This is a genomic window from Aquitalea aquatilis, assembly GCF_005155025.1.
Classification (GTDB): Bacteria; Pseudomonadota; Gammaproteobacteria; order Burkholderiales; family Chromobacteriaceae; genus Aquitalea; species Aquitalea aquatilis.
The window spans coordinates 1,823,281-1,840,790 of the sequence record NZ_CP039731.1 but is presented as its reverse complement, the minus strand read 5'-3'; the positions used below and the strand labels follow the sequence as shown (position 1 = coordinate 1,840,790).

Annotated in this window: 17 protein-coding genes and 1 tRNA gene; 6 read left to right on the top strand and 12 right to left on the bottom strand. The window is 55.0% G+C overall.

The window, feature by feature from the left end:
- Positions 1-39: 39 nt before the first annotated feature.
- Positions 40-1,107: a tRNA epoxyqueuosine(34) reductase QueG gene (gene queG / locus FAZ30_RS08580; protein WP_246043423.1), complete on the bottom strand. Its 1,068-nt coding sequence runs from the start codon at positions 1,105-1,107 to the stop codon at positions 40-42.
- A 30-nt stretch (positions 1,108-1,137) separates the two neighbouring features.
- Here queG and tsaE point away from each other — a divergent pair, with 30 nt between their 5' ends.
- Entirely contained in the window at positions 1,138-1,623 is a 486-nt protein-coding gene (tsaE, locus tag FAZ30_RS08575; RefSeq protein ID WP_233578663.1) for a tRNA (adenosine(37)-N6)-threonylcarbamoyltransferase complex ATPase subunit type 1 TsaE, read from the top strand.
- The gene (locus tag FAZ30_RS08570; RefSeq protein WP_124645439.1) at positions 1,584-2,825 is read left to right on the top strand and encodes an N-acetylmuramoyl-L-alanine amidase; all 1,242 of its coding nucleotides are present in this window, start codon (positions 1,584-1,586) and stop codon (positions 2,823-2,825) included. The genes tsaE and FAZ30_RS08570 overlap by 40 nt, the downstream gene beginning before the upstream one ends.
- Positions 2,826-2,890: 65 nt before the next feature.
- On the opposite strand, the gene yacG is transcribed toward FAZ30_RS08570, so the two are convergent.
- From yacG to FAZ30_RS08535, 7 genes are all read right to left on the bottom strand, one after another.
- Positions 2,891-3,088, bottom strand: coding sequence for a DNA gyrase inhibitor YacG (yacG, locus tag FAZ30_RS08565; RefSeq protein WP_103524355.1), 198 nt, complete (start codon positions 3,086-3,088; stop codon positions 2,891-2,893).
- A gap of 3 nt (positions 3,089-3,091) precedes the next feature.
- On the bottom strand, positions 3,092-3,850 hold the full coding sequence (gene zapD, locus FAZ30_RS08560) for a cell division protein ZapD (RefSeq protein WP_059284846.1): 759 nt from the start codon (positions 3,848-3,850) through the stop codon (positions 3,092-3,094).
- A 39-nt stretch (positions 3,851-3,889) separates the two neighbouring features.
- Positions 3,890-4,501 (bottom strand): dephospho-CoA kinase, encoded by a 612-nt coding sequence (gene coaE, locus FAZ30_RS08555; RefSeq protein WP_124645438.1) that lies wholly within the window; start codon positions 4,499-4,501, stop codon positions 3,890-3,892.
- Positions 4,491-5,360: a prepilin peptidase gene (locus FAZ30_RS08550; RefSeq protein WP_124645437.1), complete on the bottom strand. Its 870-nt coding sequence runs from the start codon at positions 5,358-5,360 to the stop codon at positions 4,491-4,493. The genes coaE and FAZ30_RS08550 overlap by 11 nt, the downstream gene beginning before the upstream one ends.
- Positions 5,361-5,362: 2 nt before the next feature.
- Entirely contained in the window at positions 5,363-6,583 is a 1,221-nt protein-coding gene (locus FAZ30_RS08545) for a type II secretion system F family protein (protein ID WP_124645436.1), read from the bottom strand.
- A gap of 17 nt (positions 6,584-6,600) precedes the next feature.
- Positions 6,601-8,313, bottom strand: a complete 1,713-nt coding sequence (gene pilB / locus FAZ30_RS08540) for a type IV-A pilus assembly ATPase PilB (protein WP_137009273.1) — start codon at positions 8,311-8,313, stop codon at positions 6,601-6,603.
- 215 nt (positions 8,314-8,528) lie between these two features.
- Positions 8,529-9,602, bottom strand: a complete 1,074-nt coding sequence (locus tag FAZ30_RS08535; RefSeq protein WP_124645434.1) for a porin — start codon at positions 9,600-9,602, stop codon at positions 8,529-8,531.
- Positions 9,603-9,943: 341 nt separating this feature from the next.
- On the opposite strand from FAZ30_RS08535, the gene FAZ30_RS08530 reads away from it, so the two are divergent.
- The gene (locus FAZ30_RS08530; protein ID WP_124645433.1) at positions 9,944-11,344 is read left to right on the top strand and encodes a cryptochrome/photolyase family protein; all 1,401 of its coding nucleotides are present in this window, start codon (positions 9,944-9,946) and stop codon (positions 11,342-11,344) included.
- A 48-nt stretch (positions 11,345-11,392) separates the two neighbouring features.
- On the opposite strand, the gene FAZ30_RS08525 is transcribed toward FAZ30_RS08530, so the two are convergent.
- Positions 11,393-11,746, bottom strand: coding sequence for a ComEA family DNA-binding protein (locus tag FAZ30_RS08525; protein ID WP_124645432.1), 354 nt, complete (start codon positions 11,744-11,746; stop codon positions 11,393-11,395).
- A 63-nt stretch (positions 11,747-11,809) separates the two neighbouring features.
- Positions 11,810-12,631: a cytochrome C assembly family protein gene (locus FAZ30_RS08520; RefSeq protein WP_124645431.1), complete on the bottom strand. Its 822-nt coding sequence runs from the start codon at positions 12,629-12,631 to the stop codon at positions 11,810-11,812.
- A 108-nt stretch (positions 12,632-12,739) separates the two neighbouring features.
- Here FAZ30_RS08520 and ffh point away from each other — a divergent pair, with 108 nt between their 5' ends.
- The 3 genes from ffh to purB are packed head-to-tail and all read left to right on the top strand — an operon-like array spanning position 12,740 to position 16,487.
- Positions 12,740-14,095, top strand: a complete 1,356-nt coding sequence (ffh, locus tag FAZ30_RS08515; protein WP_137009271.1) for a signal recognition particle protein — start codon at positions 12,740-12,742, stop codon at positions 14,093-14,095.
- 47 nt (positions 14,096-14,142) lie between these two features.
- Complete coding sequence (locus FAZ30_RS08510) at positions 14,143-15,120, top strand: ATP-grasp domain-containing protein (RefSeq protein ID WP_124645429.1); 978 nt, start codon at positions 14,143-14,145, stop codon at positions 15,118-15,120.
- Positions 15,117-16,487 carry an adenylosuccinate lyase gene (gene purB, locus FAZ30_RS08505; protein WP_124645428.1) on the top strand — a complete coding sequence of 457 codons (1,371 nt, stop codon included), beginning with the start codon at positions 15,117-15,119 and terminating at the stop codon, positions 16,485-16,487. Before FAZ30_RS08510 ends, purB begins: the two co-directional genes overlap by 4 nt.
- 213 nt (positions 16,488-16,700) lie before the next feature.
- Here purB and FAZ30_RS08500 read toward each other — a convergent pair.
- Both FAZ30_RS08500 and FAZ30_RS08495 read right to left on the bottom strand, forming a co-directional pair.
- Positions 16,701-16,777: transfer RNA gene (locus FAZ30_RS08500), tRNA-Met, on the bottom strand.
- 97 nt (positions 16,778-16,874) lie between these two features.
- Positions 16,875-17,492: a thiol:disulfide interchange protein DsbA/DsbL gene (locus FAZ30_RS08495; RefSeq protein ID WP_124645427.1), complete on the bottom strand. Its 618-nt coding sequence runs from the start codon at positions 17,490-17,492 to the stop codon at positions 16,875-16,877.
- Positions 17,493-17,510 lie beyond the last annotated feature (18 nt).

The following is a 17,510-nucleotide window of genomic DNA, read 5'->3' as shown; positions in this document are numbered from 1 at the left end:
GCCGCAGTGATGCACCGGGGAGCCGCAAGGCTCCCTTTTTCATTGGCTGTCTGCAGCACGCAGCCGTTGTTGTTGCAAAGCCCAGCGCACGGGCTCGGCCACCAGTGCTTCATCAGCATGCTGATGCCCTTCCAGTGCAGCAACGATAGCCGGATCGTATGGCGCATTGCCCAGCCCCACCGCCAGATTGGACAGCCATTTGGGGTAACCGATACGGTAGATCGGACTGCCCGCCAGTTTTTCCTTGAACATGGCTTCGCTCCAGCCAAACAGCTCAAGCAGGCTGACGTGATCCAGACCATGGCGCACGGCAAAGTCAGCCTCGGCGGTATTGACGGCAAAGCGGTTCCACGGGCAAACCAGCTGGCAATCATCACAGCCATAGACCCGATTGCCGATCAAAGGCCGTAGCTCCAGCGGAATGGCTGATTTCAGCTCGATGGTCAGATAGGAAATACAGCGGCGGGCATCCACCTTGTAAGGCGCGGTGATGGCCTGGGTCGGGCAGATATCAATACAGCGTGTGCAGCGGCCGCAGTGCCCATCCTCCTCCTCATTCACCGGCAAGGGCAGGTCGGTAAACAGTTCGCCCAGAAAGAACAGCGAACCCTGCTGCCGGTTCAGCAGCAAGGTATGCTTGCCGCGCCAGCCAAGGCCGGACTGGGCGGCTAGCGCCACTTCGGCCACCGGTGCGCTGTCGGTGAACACCCGATAACCGAAGTCACCGATGGCCTGACGGATCTGATCGGCCAGCTTCTGCAAACGGGCACGTATCACCTTGTGATAGTCCCGCCCCAGCGCATAACGCGACAGATAGGCCAGCCGGCCATCCTGCAACACCGACTCGCTTGCCTGCGCGTCTGCCGGCCAGTAGTGCATGCGCACGCTGATGATGGTCAGGGTGCCGGGCAGCAGTTCGGCCGGTTTCACCCGCAGCGCACCGTGCCGCGCCATATAGTCCATTTCGCCATGGCAGCCCTCATCCAGCCAGGCTTGCAGCTTGTGCTCAGCCTCTGCGGGCAGCCGGGCATGGCCGATTCTGGCATCGGCAAAGCCCAATTCTCGTGCCCAGGCTTTGATTTGGCGCGCCAATTCGGGATAATCCATGTTTTGATAGGATTTCTCAGTCATATGGCCATGGATGATACCAGCGTTCACTGCGGCAGCCTGCCCGATGAAACCGCCACCCTCGCCCTGGGCGGTGCGCTGGCGCGCGCCTTGCAAGCCGGCGTGGTAATTTTCCTGCAGGGCGATCTGGGTGCCGGCAAAACCACTTTCAGCCGTGGCCTGCTGGCCGGCCTGGGCCATCAAGGCAGGGTGAAAAGCCCGACCTATACTCTGGTTGAAAGCTACCCGCTGGCCGACCTGACCGTGCACCATTTCGACCTGTACCGCTTTGCCGACCCGGAAGAGTGGGACGACGCCGGCTTTCGCGACTACTTCGGCCAGGACACCGTCTGCCTGGTGGAGTGGCCGGATAAAGCTGGGGACTTATTGCCCATTGCTGACCTGACGCTGGAACTAGAGGTCAGCGGACAGGGTCGCACGTATCGTTTAACCGCAAGCACAGAAACCGGACAGTCATGCCTGACTCGACTTTCGACCCCACCCGCCGCCGCCTGATTGGCGCGGCTGCCGCCACCTTCCTGCTCAGCGTCAGCAAGCTTGGCTTCGCTGGCAGCAGCCAGGTAGTCGCCATCCGTATCTGGCCGGCCTCCAGCTATACCCGCATCACGCTGGAAGCCAGCGATGCCATCAAGTTCAAACAGTTCACCATCAGCAATCCCAACCGGCTGGTGATTGACCTGGAAGGTGTGCAGCTCAACAGCGTATTGAAAGACATCAGCAGCCAGATCGCCGACGCCGACCCCTACATCAAGACCGCCCGCGCCGGCCAGTTCAGCCCGGACACGGTACGACTGGTGCTGGAGCTCAAGACCGACGTCAAGCCGCAGGCCTTCACCCTCAATCCGGTCGCCGAATACAAGCACCGGCTGGTGGTCGACCTCTACCCTGCCACTGGCACGCAAGACGATCCGTTGATGGCACTGCTGGACGACTACAACAAGGGCAAGCTGACCGAGCCGCCACCCCAGGTCAAACCGAAGAAGAATGATGCGAACCGGCCGATCGTGGTGATGCTGGACCCGGGCCATGGCGGCGAGGATCCGGGCGCCATCGGCATGAATGGCACCCGCGAAAAGGATATCGTGTTGCGCATCGGCAAGCAGCTCAAGCGCATGATTGATGCCGAACGCAATATGAAAGCCTTCATGACCCGCGAAGAAGACATCTTCATTCCGCTGGGTGTGCGCGTCGCCAAGGCACGTAAACTGAATGCCGACCTGTTCATCTCCATCCATGCCGACGCGGCACCCAATCGCAGTGCACGTGGCTCATCGGTATTCGCCCTGTCGGAAAAAGGTGCATCCAGTGCCTTTGCCAAGACCATGGCGCAATCGGAAAACAGCTCGGACCTGATTGGTGGGGTGAAGATCGCCAGCAAGGATAAATTCCTGGCGCACACGCTGCTCGATCTCACGCAGACCGCCACCATCAACGACAGCCTGAAGCTGGGCAAGATCATGCTGGGCAAGGTGGGTGGCTTGAACAAGCTGCATAGCGCCCAGGTGGAGCAAGCAGGATTTGCCGTACTCAAGGCCCCGGACATCCCATCCATCCTGGTCGAGACCGCCTTCATCAGTAATCCGGAAGAAGAGCAGCGCCTGCTGGATGGCGATTTCCAGCAGCAAATGGCTGGCTCCATCCTCAGTGGCGTCAAATCCTACTTCACTCAGGGAGCCGCACTGGCCGCCCGCGCCTGAGTGTGCCTCCAGCAATGATCAAGGCCCGCAATTGCGGGCCTTGTTATTGGTATCGCCGAAATGGCTCAAGAGTAGCGCGATGGATCGATCTCGCTGTCCGGGCTTTCCTCCTGCGCCGGCACACGGTAAGTCTCGCTGGCCCACTCGCCCAGATCGATCATCTTGCAGCGCTCGCTACAAAACGGACGAAACTGGCTGGCTGGCTCCCAGCGCACGGCAGCGCCACAGGTAGGACAAGGTACGGTACGAACAGCTTGGGACATGGCTCAGAACTTGCAGTTGGTCAGGGTAAATTCGACATCACACTCTGTCTGCCGTGGCCGGCTTTCACCGGTAACGGCACTGACGAAGCGGACATTGATCGCATATTTGTTGGCAGACAATTCCGGCAATACATTCAGGCTGGGGTCATAAGCGATGCGAATCATCTGCACCACCTTACCGCCGGACATCTGCTGAAAAGCACCATTGCGGGCAACATAATGATGCGTCTTGCCACTATCGCGCAGCAGATGCAACAGGATGCGCGCGGCCTCTGCAGTCGGCATCAGCGGTGCAGCCCAGCGCCGCATGTCGCGCCGCCGTTCCTCAGCAGGCTTCTGCTGCCACAGGTGATAAGACGGCAAATCAAACTGGCAGGTACCACCGGGAATGCCTGCACGCTGCTTGATGGCCATCAGCCACTCGTTTTCACGCAGGTGCTGGCCAAACTTGCCCGTCACACCGAGCAACTGGCTGGAGGACAGCTCGATTTCGTCCAGAACTTTTTCCAGCGTTTCTTCCGCCACATTGGGATTTTCACGCAGCGCTTCCAGCACCTGTTTCTGCCGCTCGAGCTCCTGCAGCAGATCAGCCTTCAAATCGGCACGTGACGCCGTTTCCAGCAATTCGAACAACACCAGCAGGCCGGCATGATGATCCAGCGGATGATCCTTGCCAAGAAAATAAGCCAGCCGGTCATACAGCTGCTCCAGTCGAAGCAGGGTACGGGTGCGCTCGGTGACAGGAAACTCAAAACTGATCACAAGACGTTTGCCCTTCTTGGTGGCTTGGAAAATGCCTTGTCACTGGCCGTGGGCAAGGTTTGCAAGATAATACTGGTGTTTGGCCTCGACTTGAAGCTGCAATGCCGCAAGCGAGCCGTCATTATCAATGACATCGTCCGCCCGTGCCAATCTTTGCACACGCGGCATCTGCGCCGCCATGATGGCGCGTACCGCTTCGGCGGTCAAACCACTGCGGGCTTGCACCCGCGCCAACTGCACCTCTTCCGCACAATCCACCAGCAGGCTACGCCGCACCAGTGCCAGATAATCCGGATTTTCAAACAACAAGGGCACCACCAGCAAGACATAGGGCCCGCGAGCGGCATCCAACTGGCGGACAGATTCGGCGCGGATCAGCGGATGCAGGATGGACTCCAGCCGGCGGCGGCTATCCGGATCGGCAAAGGCCAAGGCCCGCATCGCCGCCCGATCAAGAGCGCCATTCTCCGCGACCACCTGGCTACCGAATTCTGCGGCGAGCAGCGGCATGGCAGCACCATCAGCCGCAGTCAGTGCATGCGCAATGACATCCGTATCCACCACCGGCACGCCCAGTTCAGCGAACTGCGCAGCGGCGGCGCTTTTACCGGAACCGATACCACCGGTCAGGCCAACAATATTAATGGGCATACATGCCTAGATACCAAGCAACAATGTCTTGACCCCATAGCAAGGCAATCCAGCCGGCAGCGGCCAGATATGGGCCAAATGGCAAGGCCTGGCCACGGCCCATGCGTGCCAGCAGGATCAGTACGATACCGACCACCGCCCCCACTAGAGAAGACAGCAGGATGATAAGCGGCAACATGCTCCAACCCAGCCAGGCACCAAAGGCTGCCAGCAATTTGAAATCACCATAACCCATGCCCTCCTTGCCGGTAGCCAGCTTGAACAGCCAGTACACCAGCCACAAGCTCAGATAGCCAGCCATCGCGCCCAGCACAGCATCGGACAGTGCAACAGTACCGGTCAGTAGATTGAACAGCAGGCCTGCCCACAACAAGGGCAGCGTCAAGCTGTCCGGCAGCAACTGGGTATCGGCATCAATGAACGCGAGTGCCACCAGCACCGCAGTCAGCGCCAGGTAAGCAGGCAACTGCACACTCCAGCCATAATGCCAGGCCAGCAGCGCAAACAGGCCTCCGGTCAGCAACTCAACAGCCGGATAACGCAGGCTGATCGCCGTACTGCAACCATGACAGCGGCCACGCAGCAAGGCATAACTCAACAAGGGAATATTCTGCCAGGGGCGGACTTCCTGCCGGCACACCGGGCAATGTGATGCGGGCACCAGCAGGTTGTACTTGGGCTGCACCGTCTGCTCCCGTCCCAGGTAAGCATCACACTCCTGCTGCCAACCCAGCTCCATCATCTTGGGCAAACGATGAATCACCACATTGAGAAAGCTGCCGACCAGCAGACCAAACAGCAATACCACCACCACCAGCAAGCCGGCATTGCCAGCGAATACACTTGCCATTTCAGTCATGCTTAACCTACCACCTGACCCATCTTGAAAATCGGCATGTACATGGCGATGACCAGACCGCCAATCAGTACACCCAGAATCACCATGATGGCCGGCTCCAGCAGACTGGACAGCGAGGCCACCGCGTTGTCGACTTCTTCTTCATAGAAATCGGCAATCTTGTCGAGCATCTGGTCAAGCGAGCCGGACTCCTCACCAATCGAAGTCATCTGCAACACCATATTGGGAAACAGCCCGGTGCGCTGCATGGAATAGCTGAGGCTGGAACCGGCACTGACATCATTCTGAATCAGCTTGGTCGCTTCGCTATACACCTGATTACCCGAGGCACCACCAACCGAATCCAGCGCTTCGACCAGCGGCACACCGGCAGCAAACAAGGTGGACAGGGTACGAGACCAGCGGGCAATGGTCGCTTTGCGGATGATGTCGCCAAGCACGGGCAGCTTCAGCAAGATGCGATCAAACTGCTCTTGCAGCTTGGGCGTGCGCTTGAAGGCATAGAAAAAAGAAAAAATGCCACCGAAAATGGAACCGAAAATCAGCCACCACCAGTGAACGAAGAAATCTGACAACCAGATTACGACTAGCGTCGGTGCTGGCAGGTCAGCACCAAAGCTCGAGAACAAGTCTTTGAACGCCGGGATCACGTAAATCATGATCACTGCAGTAATAATGAAGGCCGTGGCAATAATCGCCGTCGGGTAGATCATGGCGGATTTGATCTTACCCTTGATCGCCATCACTTTTTCTTTGTAGGTGGCCAGCTTGTCGAGCAAGGAGTCCAGCACACCACCGGTTTCGCCAGCCGCGATCAGATTGCAGAATAATTTGTCGAAATACAGCGGCTTCTTGCGGAAGGCCTCCGCCAGTGACAGACCCGTCTCCACATCAGCACGGACCTCCAGCAGCATCTTGGTGACGGCGGGATTACTGTGCCCCTTGGCCGTGATATCAAAAGCCTGCAGCAAGGGCACGCCAGCTCGCATCATGGTGGAGAGCTGACGGGTAAACAGCGTGATGTCTTTTTCGGTGATCTTGCGACCAAAACCGCTGCGCCGGCGCTTTACCTTGAGTACATTGATCCCCTGCCGCCGCAATTGCGTCTTGGCAACAGCCTCGGTTTCCGCACGCAGCTCGCCACGGATGACCTTGCCGGACCGGTCCTTGCCTTCCCACTCCCAGATAAACCCCGGATTTGTCTTTTTCGCCACGGTCGCCATGCTTGTCTTTCTTGTATCTAGTCGTTGGTCACTGCCTCAATTTCAGCCAGCGAGGTCAGCCCTCGCTTGACCTTGAGCAGGCCTGCATGCCGCAGATCGACCATGCCCTCTTTCAAGGCCAGATCATTGATATCAATCGCCGTGCCATTTTGCATGATTAGTCGGGTCATCGCATCGGTAATCGGCATCACCTCATAAATACCGGTACGACCCTTATAGCCGGAACCGCGGCACTCATCGCAACCGACCGGGCCATAGGGTTTCCAGCTGCCATCCAATTCTTCCTGCCGGAACCCAGCCCTCAGCAAGGCCGTATCAGGTATATCCACTGGGGCCTTGCAATGGCCGCACAAACGACGCGCCAGACGCTGCGCCATGATAAGCAGTACGGAGCTGGCCACGTTAAATGGCGCCACCCCCATGTTGAGCAAACGCGTCAATGTGGCCGGAGCATTATTGGTATGCAGCGTGGAGAATACCATGTGACCAGTCTGCGCGGCCTTGATGGAAATATCCGCCGTCTCGAAGTCACGGATTTCACCCACCATGATCACATCGGGATCTTGCCGCAAAAAGGCTTTCAAGGCCGAAGAAAAAGTCAGACCTGCCTTTTCGTTGACGTTGACCTGATTGATGCCCGGCAAGTTGATTTCGACCGGGTCTTCTGCCGTGGAAATATTGATATCGGGCTTATTCAGGAGATTCAGGCAGGTGTAAAGCGACACTGTTTTACCACTACCGGTTGGCCCGGTAACCAGCACCATGCCATACGGGCGACCAATTGCCTCTAGCAGCAATTTTTTCTGTTCCGGCTCGAACCCCAGCTGCTCGATATCCAGCGATGCCGCGGAGGCATCAAGAATACGCATCACGATCTTCTCGCCATACAAGGTCGGCAAGGTACTCACGCGAAAATCAATCGAGTGGGTCTTGGAAAGAACCAGCTTCAAGCGGCCATCCTGAGGAACTCGCTTTTCTGAAATATCCAGGCGGGAAATCACCTTGATGCGAGAGGCGATTTTTTCTTTCAGCAGCAAGGGCGGCTGGGCAATTTCCTTGAGTTGGCCATCGACCCGGTAACGAATACGATAAAATTTTTCATACGGTTCAAAGTGAACGTCGGAAGCACCACCCGTAATCGCATCCAGCAACACCTTATGGATGAACTTGACCACCGGCGCATCATCGACATCTGGCTGATTGGTTTCGCTGTGTGCGGTAGGTGCATCCGGATCGACAAACTCCAGATCACCAAAATCCTCGTTTTCAAGGGCCTTGATGGCAGCAGTAGCATCCTCGGTGTACTTGCCGATCACCTTGGACAGCTTGTCATCCTCAACCACCACCACTTCAACCGTCAGGCCGGTCTTGAAGGTAATGGCATGAAAGGCCGAGGTCTGGGTAGGGTCGGAAGTGCCGATATAAAGTCTATTGCCACGCTTGAACAAGGGAACCAGACGGCGACTGCCGATCAATTCTTCATCAACCATACCCTTGGGTAACAGGGCAGGATCAATCGCGCCCATATCCAGCAAAGGGTAGCCAAACACGCCAGAGGCAAAGGTCGCCACCTCCACGGCCGACATCTTCTTGCTGGCGATCAATTGCTCGACAAAGCTGATACCGGAAGCCTGCGCCAGACGTTGAATCGCCTCTGCATCCTGCAACAGCAAGGCATTATTCTGAACAAGTGCCCGCCCCAGGCCAGATATCCCCGCAGAAGCTTCCATAAAATCCCTTTGTCTATTCTCAGCGCCCGTAGCACAGAGCATTGCACTACCCTGCAGGCATTATATGCGCAGGTGGCACAAAGTGGCAGCACCGTCAGCACCTACAAGCCAGGTGGATTCGGCATAAATCGCTACTGATCACAACGCCGACACAGACATAAAAAAAGGACTGCCGAAGCAGTCCTTTTTCTTAAGTTTAACTCTCGAAGCGAGAATTAGAACTTGTGCTGAACGCCAACAGCAACAGTGTGCTCGTTGGAGTACTTGTCGTTGGTGGAATCACGATAGGTGTTTTGAACGTAGCCGTAGGAAGCGTAAGCAGTGGTACGCTTGCTCAGAGCATAGTCAGCACCCAGTACGTACTGGTTCAGGTGACCCTTGATATCGGAACCACCTTCAACCGAAGCACCCCATACGCGACCGTAGGAGAATTTCGGGGTGATAGCGCCAATGGTGTAACCCAGGGTCAGGCCAGCTTCCTTATGGGATACGCCGGAAGTACCAACTGCAGTCGACCCTGCAAAGTTATTAGAAATAACATCAGAATCCAGCTTGGAATGACCGTAGTAAGCAGCAGCCAGGATGTTATTGGCGTTGTAACCGCCTTCAACGCGCCAGTAGTTAGCAGCCTTGTCGGTACCAATAGCGTTAGCTTTACGAACGTAGCCAAAAGTGCCGAAGTAGCCGGAGTTGGTGTAGGTAGAACCAATGCTCCATACATTCTGCTTGTTGTTAGCGTTGGTTTCATCAACGCCATACTGAATAGCACCGCTCAGGCCAGCTACAAATTCCGGAATATCGTAGCGGATGGAATTCTTGTAACGATCATCCAACTGATTGATCGAGCTATAGGTCAGGCCATTCACGCCACTACCATAGATCCAAGCGTCCGGAGCACCAGCATCGGAATTCAGGAAGGAGCTGAGATTACCCAGACGAACCTTACCAAAAGAACCTTGCAGACCAATAAAGGAGTCACGGGTAGCAAACGTGTTGCTGGCATTAGCACCGGTCGTAGGCTTGGATGTACCGTCAATGCTCAGACCTTGCTCAACCTGCCAGATAGCTTTCAGGCCATTGCCCAGATCTTCGTTACCCTTGAAACCAATCAGGGAGCCGGTGTCGTCGATACGGGTAGTAGACTTCAGCTTGCCACCGCTAGTAGCACTGTTGGAGTAAGCCTTGCTGCTTTCCATGTCGGCTTCGATGGTGCCGTAAATGGTTACATCAGCCATTGCGTGGGCTACCGGCAGAGCGGCCAGAGCCAGGGCGATCAGCTTCTTGTTCATCGCTAATTCCTTTCGAAGTCAGTTTAATGTAGTCCTGTTAGATTGCCCCTTACATCTGAGGCCCCCGGACATTTTTTCACTGCCGATTGATCGGCGAGTTGCTGGCTGAAATATAAAGCGCTCGTTGCAAAAATACAAAACATCGCAGCAGGCGATTCAGGATTATCCCCGTACCAGCGAGAAAAAAAACATCGTAAGCAATTGATTTTTATTGAAAATAACAAAGAAAAAGCAATGAAAATCATCAAACCAAAAATACAACACCCCCTCGAATGTGTTGCAAAAATGATGAAAAATTGGATGATCCACCCTTAAACATATCAACAAGGCCGCGCATACCCATGCCTCAAACACATATTTTCTGGTTTCGCCGAGACTTGCGTATTGATGACAATGCCGGCCTCTTTCATGCCCTAAAGTCTGGCGCAGCAGTGCGCTGTGTTTTTGTGTTTGATACCGACATACTTGCCACACTGCCGGCAACTGACCGGCGCATTGCCTTCATCTGGGAGTGCGTCGCAGCCCTGCAACAAAGACTTGCGGCTGCAAGCAGTGATTTGTATGTGGCACATGGCCGGGCACAGGACATCATTCCGAACCTGGCACAACAATGGGGAGCCCATAGGGTTTTCGCCAACCGGGACTACGAGCCGGCGGCGATAGTGCGCGACAAACTGGTGGCCGAGAAGCTGGCACAACAATCGGGGCAACTTGAGCTATTCAAGGATCAAGTGATTTTCGAAACAGATGAGCTGTTAACTGCGGCTGGCCGCCCTTATACCGTGTTCACACCTTATAAGAATGCTTGGCTCAAGCGGCTGGCCCCGATCACCCTGCAGTCCTACCTCAGTCAAGACCATCTGGAGCAGCTGGACCGCGACTGGCAAACTCCGCCATCACCATCACTTGAAACCCTCGGCTTCACGCACACACACACTGTTTTGCAAGGAGGCGGTGAAGCAGCAGAGCAACTGTTTGCCGACTTCATGCTTCGCATTAGTCATTACAAGAATTGGCGTGACTTTCCGGCAACAAAGGGCGTCTCTTATCTGTCCACGCATTTACGCTTTGGCACCATTTCCGTCCGGAAATTGGCGCAATTTGCCTGGCAGCAAGGTGGAGAGGGGGCGGAGTGCTGGCTGGGAGAACTGATCTGGCGCGACTTTTACCAACAGCTGCTATGGCACTTCCCGCTAGTGGTGGGCAGCAGCTTCAAGGAAGAATACCGCCAGCTTGAGTTTGAAAATTCGCAGGAATGGTTTACAGCTTGGAAGGAAGGGCAAACCGGCTATCCCATCGTCGATGCCGCCATGCGGCAATTGAAGCAGACTGGTTATATGCATAACCGTCTGCGCATGATAGCAGCCAGCTTCCTGGTCAAAGACTTGCTGATTGACTGGCGCTGGGGTGAAGCCTACTTTGCCGAGACCTTGCTAGACTTTGACCTGGCTGCCAATAACGGCGGCTGGCAGTGGGCTGCATCGACAGGTTGTGACGCCCAGCCTTACTTCCGGATTTTCAATCCGGTAACACAGTCAGAAAAATTCGATCCGGAAGCCAAGTTCATCCGTCGTTACGTGCCAGAACTGGCATCACTTAACAACAAAGACATTCATGCACCCTGGCTGGCTAAAAATCCACCACTGGGCTTCAAATTGAAACGCGACTACCCTGCCCCCATCGTGGACCACGCAATACAGCGACAACGTGCCTTGCAATTATTCGGCAAGAACAAGAGCTAGGTAAAAACAAAGCGCCCCACGGGGCGCTTTGCTGTTTGCGATCAATACTTATTTCTTTGCCGCTGGTTTGGAGGCTTCTTTCTTACCTGCTACAGCCTTGCCTGCTGGTGCAGCCGCCTTGGCTGGCGCTGCTGCCGGTACGGTGCTGCTCCCACTAACGGCAATATCCTTACGCAGCTTTTCCAGCGTCTTGTCGCCGATACCAGACACCTTCTTCAAGTCATCCACCGACTTGAAGGCACCGTTCTTGGTGCGGTAGTCGACGATCGCCTTGGCTTTGACTGGCCCGATACCATTAAGCGACTCCAGCTGTTGCTGAGTTGCCGTGTTGATATTGACTGCAGCAAAGGCAGAAGCGCAGATAAACAACAGGCCAAAAATCATGGCAAACAGTTTTTTCATGAAGCAGCTCCTCATTACTAATGAAAGTGATGACAAAAAATATAACCCGCTACAACAACTGGATCATGCACGATGCAACAACAACTCCAATACCATTTTGCTGCCGATATAAGCCAATAGCAAAGCAGCGAAGCCAGCCAATGTCCAGCGTATGGCCACCTTGCCACGCCACCCTTTGAAGTGACGCCCCAGCAGCAGTCCTGCAAACAACAGCCAGGAAATAACAGAAAAAACTGTCTTATGGCTAAGAGCCACAACCTTGCCAAACACTTCTTCCGAAAAGACCACGCCCGTCAGCAAAGATACAGTGAGCAACATGAATCCAATACCAATCACCTGAAACATCATTTTTTCCAGCGACAGCAATGGTGGCAATTGCCGCACCAGAGACAACCAGCGCTTGTCATGCAATGCTTTTTCCAGAAACAGCATCAGCACTGCCAGCAAGGCTGCGATGGCAAACAGACTGTAAGCCACTATTGAGACCAATACATGCAGGGCGAAAGCCGGGTTGCCCAGATCGTGCATGATGTGCTCACCCGGAAAAACCAGCGCAAATCCCAGTGTCGTCATGGCCAGGGGCATCATGAACAATTGCAGCCCTTCAACCCGATAAAAAAAACTGCAGGTCCAGTAGATCACCAACATCATCCACACCACCACCGACAAGGCACGCCCCACCCCCAGTGAAATCATGCTGCCTTCGGACAGCGGCGACATGACAGCATAAGCATGCAACAGCAAGATGACACCCAGCAGAGTGTGCTCGAACCGGGGGTTGCGCGGCAAACTGGCAACACCTTTCCAGTTACCGATAAAGTGCCAGGAAAGGCCGCCATAGGCGAAGATGAGCAGGATTGTCAGAACAAAAATAAAAGCAGTCATGGTGTTAGCGCCATCATTTGCGGGCGTCAACCCGGCAGCTCGTGGTAAAATCGACAGTTTGAAAGTCTACACCAACCTGTCCCTCGTTGGCAGACAGAAGGACTCAGCATGCTAGACAACCTGACCAACCGCCTGTCCGGCGTCATCAAGAATCTGCGCGGCAATGCCCGCCTGACCGAAAGCAATATCCAGGACGCCTTGCGCGAAGTTCGCATGGCCTTGCTGGAGGCCGACGTTGCACTACCTGTCGTCAAATCCTTTATCGCCCAGATCAAGGAGCGCGCCCTTGGCCAGGAGGTCATGGGTAGCCTGACACCAGGCCAGGCCCTGGTTGGTGTTGTCAACGACGAACTCGTCAAATTGATGGGGGAGAAAAACGACGCCCTCAATCTGGCCGCCGTTCCGCCCGCCATCGTACTGATGGCAGGTTTGCAGGGTGCCGGTAAAACCACCACGGTGGGCAAGCTGGCCAAATTGCTGAAAGAAACGCAGAAGAAAAAGATATTGGTGGTATCCGCCGACGTATACCGCCCCGCTGCTATTGAACAGTTGAAGCTGCTGGCCGAGCAAGTAGACGTTGAGTGGTTCCCCTCCGATAGCCAGCAGCAACCTGTCGAGATCGCCCGTGCCGCCGTAGATCATGCCAAGCGCCATTTCTTTGATGTGCTGATGGTCGATACTGCTGGTCGCCTGGCCATTGACGAAGCCATGATGGCGGAAATCAAGGCGGTACACGCAGCGATCAATCCGGTGGAAACGCTGTTTGTTGTTGATGCCATGCAGGGCCAGGATGCCGTCAATACCGCGCAGGCTTTCAATGAAGCCCTGCCGCTGACTGGCGTCATTCTGACGAAAATGGATGGTGACTCGCGTGGCGGTGCTGCGCTTTCCGTACGCCACATTACTGGCAAGCCGATCAAGTTTATCGGTGTAGGTGAAAAAGTCAGCGGACTGGAAGCCTTCCACCCTGACCGTATCGCCAGCCGCATTCTGGGCATGGGCGACGTGCTGTCGCTGATTGAAGAAGTCCAGAAGGGCATCGATCAGGACGAAGCAGCCGCCATGGCCAAGAAATTGAAGTCCGGCAAGGGCTTCGATCTTGAAGATTTCAAGGCGCAAATGCAGCAGATGAAAAAAATGGGTGGCATGTCCAATCTGCTGGAAAAAATGCCCGGCCAACTAGGCCAGATGGCCAAGGGTATCCAAGGCGCAGAAGCCGAAAAATCCATGCGCCGCATCGAGGGCATCATCAACGCGATGACCATGGAAGAGCGCCGCAAACCTGAGCTACTGAAAGCCAGCCGCAAGCGCCGTATTGCCGCCGGCTCCGGCGTGACCGTGCAGGAGGTCAATCGCCTGCTCAACCAGTTTGAACAGACGCAGAAAATGATGAAGCAGTTCTCCGCCAAGGGCGGGTTGATGAAAATGATGCGAGGCATGAAGGGCATGATGCCCGGGATGTAAGCGAAACGGGTGCCTGGCACCCGTTTTTCTTGACGTGAAGGAAATGCATGCAGTTTGATGTAGTCGTACTAACCAAGCAATCCCTACTCCAGCTGAATGAGGCCGACTGGTATAGCCGTCAGGTTCATCACGAAGACGGCCTTGTCATGGCAGCCCTGTCAGCTCGAGGACTACGCGTTGCGCGCAAGGCCTGGGACGACCCGGATTTCGACTGGACGCAGACGCGCAGCATACTGTTTCGCACCACCTGGGACTATTTTGACCGCTTTGGCGAGTTTAGTCCTTGGCTCAGCCGGGTCGCCCGGCAAACCACGCTGTTCAATAGTGCCGACTTGATCAACTGGAATATCGACAAACATTATCTGGCGATACTGGCAGAAAAGGGTATCAACACGGTCAGTAGTCACTACATTGAGAAGGGTGATACCCGTACGCTGGAGCAGTGCCTGCAGGACTGCGCATGGGAGCATGCCATTCTCAAGCCGGTAGTGTCGGGCTCTGCCCGCCACACCTACCGGCTGGATGAAGGAAGCAGCACGGCGCTGGAATGTACTTTTGCCGAGCTGATCCAGCAAGAAGCCATGATGCTGCAACCATTCCAGCAGCACATACTGAGTCAGGGCGAGTTGTCACTGATGGTTATCGATGGCGCTTTCAGTCATGCCATCCGCAAGCTGCCACAAGCAGGCGACTTCCGGGTGCAGGATGACCATGGTGGCAGCGTCCATTCCCATCAAGCCACTGCTGAAGAACGCACTTTCGCCGAAGCCACCGTGGCTGCACTGCCTTTTGATGTGCTATATGCCCGTGTCGATATCATTCGCGATAACCACGGGCAGCTTGCCTTGATGGAAGTCGAGATGATCGAGCCCGAACTGTTTTTCCGCTTCAAACCGGAAGCCGCCGACAAACTGGCTGCCGGACTAGCACGCAGGCTGGCATACCAGCCTGACCCAAACGATTTGTTTTGTACTGAAACCTGCCAGCCCGACTGGCAAACCACGCTTGGAAATACCTCGTCATGAATCTGAACCCGCTGACCGCCCTGAGCCCGCTGGATGGCCGCTATGCCGCCCAGGTTGAAGGCTTGCGCAACCTGTTCTCCGAATATGGCTTGATGAAGTTTCGTATCAAGGTAGAACTGGAATGGCTGAAAATGCTGGCTGCCGAGCCAGGCATCGAGGAAGTGAAGCCCTTCTCTGAGGCAACCATCCGCGAAATCGATGATGTCATTAGCAACTTCACTGTGCAGCACGGCGAAGAAGTAAAAGCCATCGAAGCGCGCACCAACCACGACGTCAAGGCCATTGAATACTGGCTGAAAGAGCGCTTGTCGGGCAACACCGAAGTCATGGCTGCCAGCGAGTTCATCCATTTTGCCTGCACATCAGAAGACATCAATAATCTGTCGCATGCGTTGATGCTGAAAACCGCACGCAATACCGTGGTATTGCCGGCACTGGACGAAGTCATCCTCAAGCTGCAACAACTGGCACACGAACTGGCCGACCTGCCAATGATGTGCCGCACACATGGCCAGCCGGCAACGCCGTCCACCATGGGCAAGGAAATGGCCAATGCCGTATATCGCCTGAAACGCCAGCGCGAACAGCTGGTCGCCCAGGAAATCCTCGGCAAAATCAACGGTGCAGTCGGCAATTACAATGCACACCTGGTTGCCTATCCGCAGATTGACTGGGAAAGTCTGTGTGGCCGCTTCGTATCCGGCCTGGGCCTTACCTTCAATCCCTATACCATCCAGATCGAGCCGCATGACTACATGGCCGAGCTGTATCAGGTAGTGGCCCGCGTCAACACCATCCTGATCGACCTGAACCGCGACATCTGGGGCTATATCTCGCTGGGCTACTTCAAACAGAAGGTAAAGAAGGACGAAGTTGGCAGCTCGACCATGCCGCACAAGGTCAACCCGATCGACTTCGAGAACTCCGAAGGCAATCTGGGCATGGCCAATGCCATCCTGAACCATCTGGCAGAAAAGCTGCCGCTGTCACGCTGGCAGCGCGACCTGACCGACTCCACCGTACTGCGCAATATGGGTGTCGGTTTCGGCTATACCATGCTCGGCTTCAAAGCCTGCCTGAAGGGCCTGAACAAGCTGGAAATCAATCCGGCGGCCATCACTGACGAACTGGGCCGCAGCTGGGAATTGCTGGCAGAACCGATCCAGACCGTGATGCGTCGCTACGGTGTGCCCAATCCCTACGAGCAGCTGAAAGAGCTGACCCGCGGCAAGGACGGCATTACGCGCGAGACACTGTCTGCCTTCATCAAAGGGCTGGAAATTCCCGAAGCAGAAAAATCTCGCCTGCTGGAGCTGACGCCGATTGCTTATGTTGGCAAAGCTGCCGAACTGGCAAAGCGCATTTGATCAGCACTGCAATGAAAAGCCGCCCAAGGGCGGCTTTTTCTTTATCCGGCGTTTACGAAGTGCAAAAGAATGGGCCACATTCCAAAGAATGCGGCCCTAAATAGATGACTCGAGGGAATACGTTCTGAACAACAAACCGAACGTATGTACTACCGTGCACCACAGTACACACAAGAAAAGACCACTCAATTGAGTGGTCTTTTCTTGAAAACTTGGTTGCGGGGGCAGGATTCGAACCTACGACCTTCGGGTTATGAGCCCGACGAGCTACCAGACTGCTCCACCCCGCGTCAGAGAAATGCATCTTATCGCACTAACCGGATGACGTCAAGCACTTGACCAAAAATAGCTGAACAAGCGCTCTGACACCACCGCAAAGTACCAAGCTTATTTGATATTGCTTTCAGCCTTGGCCTTGGCAATCACATCATTCATCACTTCGATCAAGCGTTCCGGCGTTGCAGGTGCCAATGCATATTTGCCATTCACCACAATAGTAGGCGTACCTTCGATATTGTATGCACGGGTAATCTGGCTGGCACGGGCAACCTGGCTGTTGATGCCGAAAGAATTGTAGGTCTGCATGAACTTGCTGACATTCACACCAGGCTGCTTTTTCAGCCAGTCGCTCAATATCGCAGGATCAGCCAAGTTGATTTTCTTCTGCATGACTGCATCAAACACCGGGCTGTTCAGCTTTTCCATCGAACCGGTCACATTCAGCGTGGCAAACAGTCGGGCAAATCCTTCCATCGGCTTCTGCCAGACAATTTGTTCGCGACGATAATCAACATACGATGGTTTTTTCTTTTCCCAGGCACTGATCAGCGGGTCAAGATGGAAACAATGGATGCAGGTATAGGAGAAGAATTCGATGACTTCCACTTTCTTCGGATTAGCTACCGGCTGCGGCTTGCTCATCAGCATGTAGTCCTTACCCAGCTCCGATGCGGCACTGGCAGCGCCACTCAGCAGCAGAAAGCCCATCATCAACCACTTTTTCATTTTTTATCCTTTAGACGC

Coding starts and splice junctions, on each gene's coding strand:
- queG (WP_246043423.1), bottom strand. CDS start 1,107: ATGGATTATCCCGAATTGGCGCGCCAAATCAAAGCCTGGGCACGAGAA.
- tsaE (WP_233578663.1), top strand. CDS start 1,138: ATGGATGATACCAGCGTTCACTGCGGCAGCCTGCCCGATGAAACCGCC.
- FAZ30_RS08570 (WP_124645439.1), top strand. CDS start 1,584: ATGCCTGACTCGACTTTCGACCCCACCCGCCGCCGCCTGATTGGCGCG.
- yacG (WP_103524355.1), bottom strand. CDS start 3,088: ATGTCCCAAGCTGTTCGTACCGTACCTTGTCCTACCTGTGGCGCTGCC.
- coaE (WP_124645438.1), bottom strand. CDS start 4,501: ATGCCCATTAATATTGTTGGCCTGACCGGTGGTATCGGTTCCGGTAAA.
- FAZ30_RS08550 (WP_124645437.1), bottom strand. CDS start 5,360: ATGACTGAAATGGCAAGTGTATTCGCTGGCAATGCCGGCTTGCTGGTG.
- FAZ30_RS08545 (WP_124645436.1), bottom strand. CDS start 6,583: ATGGCGACCGTGGCGAAAAAGACAAATCCGGGGTTTATCTGGGAGTGG.
- pilB (WP_137009273.1), bottom strand. CDS start 8,313: ATGGAAGCTTCTGCGGGGATATCTGGCCTGGGGCGGGCACTTGTTCAG.
- FAZ30_RS08535 (WP_124645434.1), bottom strand. CDS start 9,602: ATGAACAAGAAGCTGATCGCCCTGGCTCTGGCCGCTCTGCCGGTAGCC.
- FAZ30_RS08530 (WP_124645433.1), top strand. CDS start 9,944: ATGCCTCAAACACATATTTTCTGGTTTCGCCGAGACTTGCGTATTGAT.
- FAZ30_RS08525 (WP_124645432.1), bottom strand. CDS start 11,746: ATGAAAAAACTGTTTGCCATGATTTTTGGCCTGTTGTTTATCTGCGCT.
- FAZ30_RS08520 (WP_124645431.1), bottom strand. CDS start 12,631: ATGACTGCTTTTATTTTTGTTCTGACAATCCTGCTCATCTTCGCCTAT.
- ffh (WP_137009271.1), top strand. CDS start 12,740: ATGCTAGACAACCTGACCAACCGCCTGTCCGGCGTCATCAAGAATCTG.
- FAZ30_RS08510 (WP_124645429.1), top strand. CDS start 14,143: ATGCAGTTTGATGTAGTCGTACTAACCAAGCAATCCCTACTCCAGCTG.
- purB (WP_124645428.1), top strand. CDS start 15,117: ATGAATCTGAACCCGCTGACCGCCCTGAGCCCGCTGGATGGCCGCTAT.
- FAZ30_RS08495 (WP_124645427.1), bottom strand. CDS start 17,492: ATGAAAAAGTGGTTGATGATGGGCTTTCTGCTGCTGAGTGGCGCTGCC.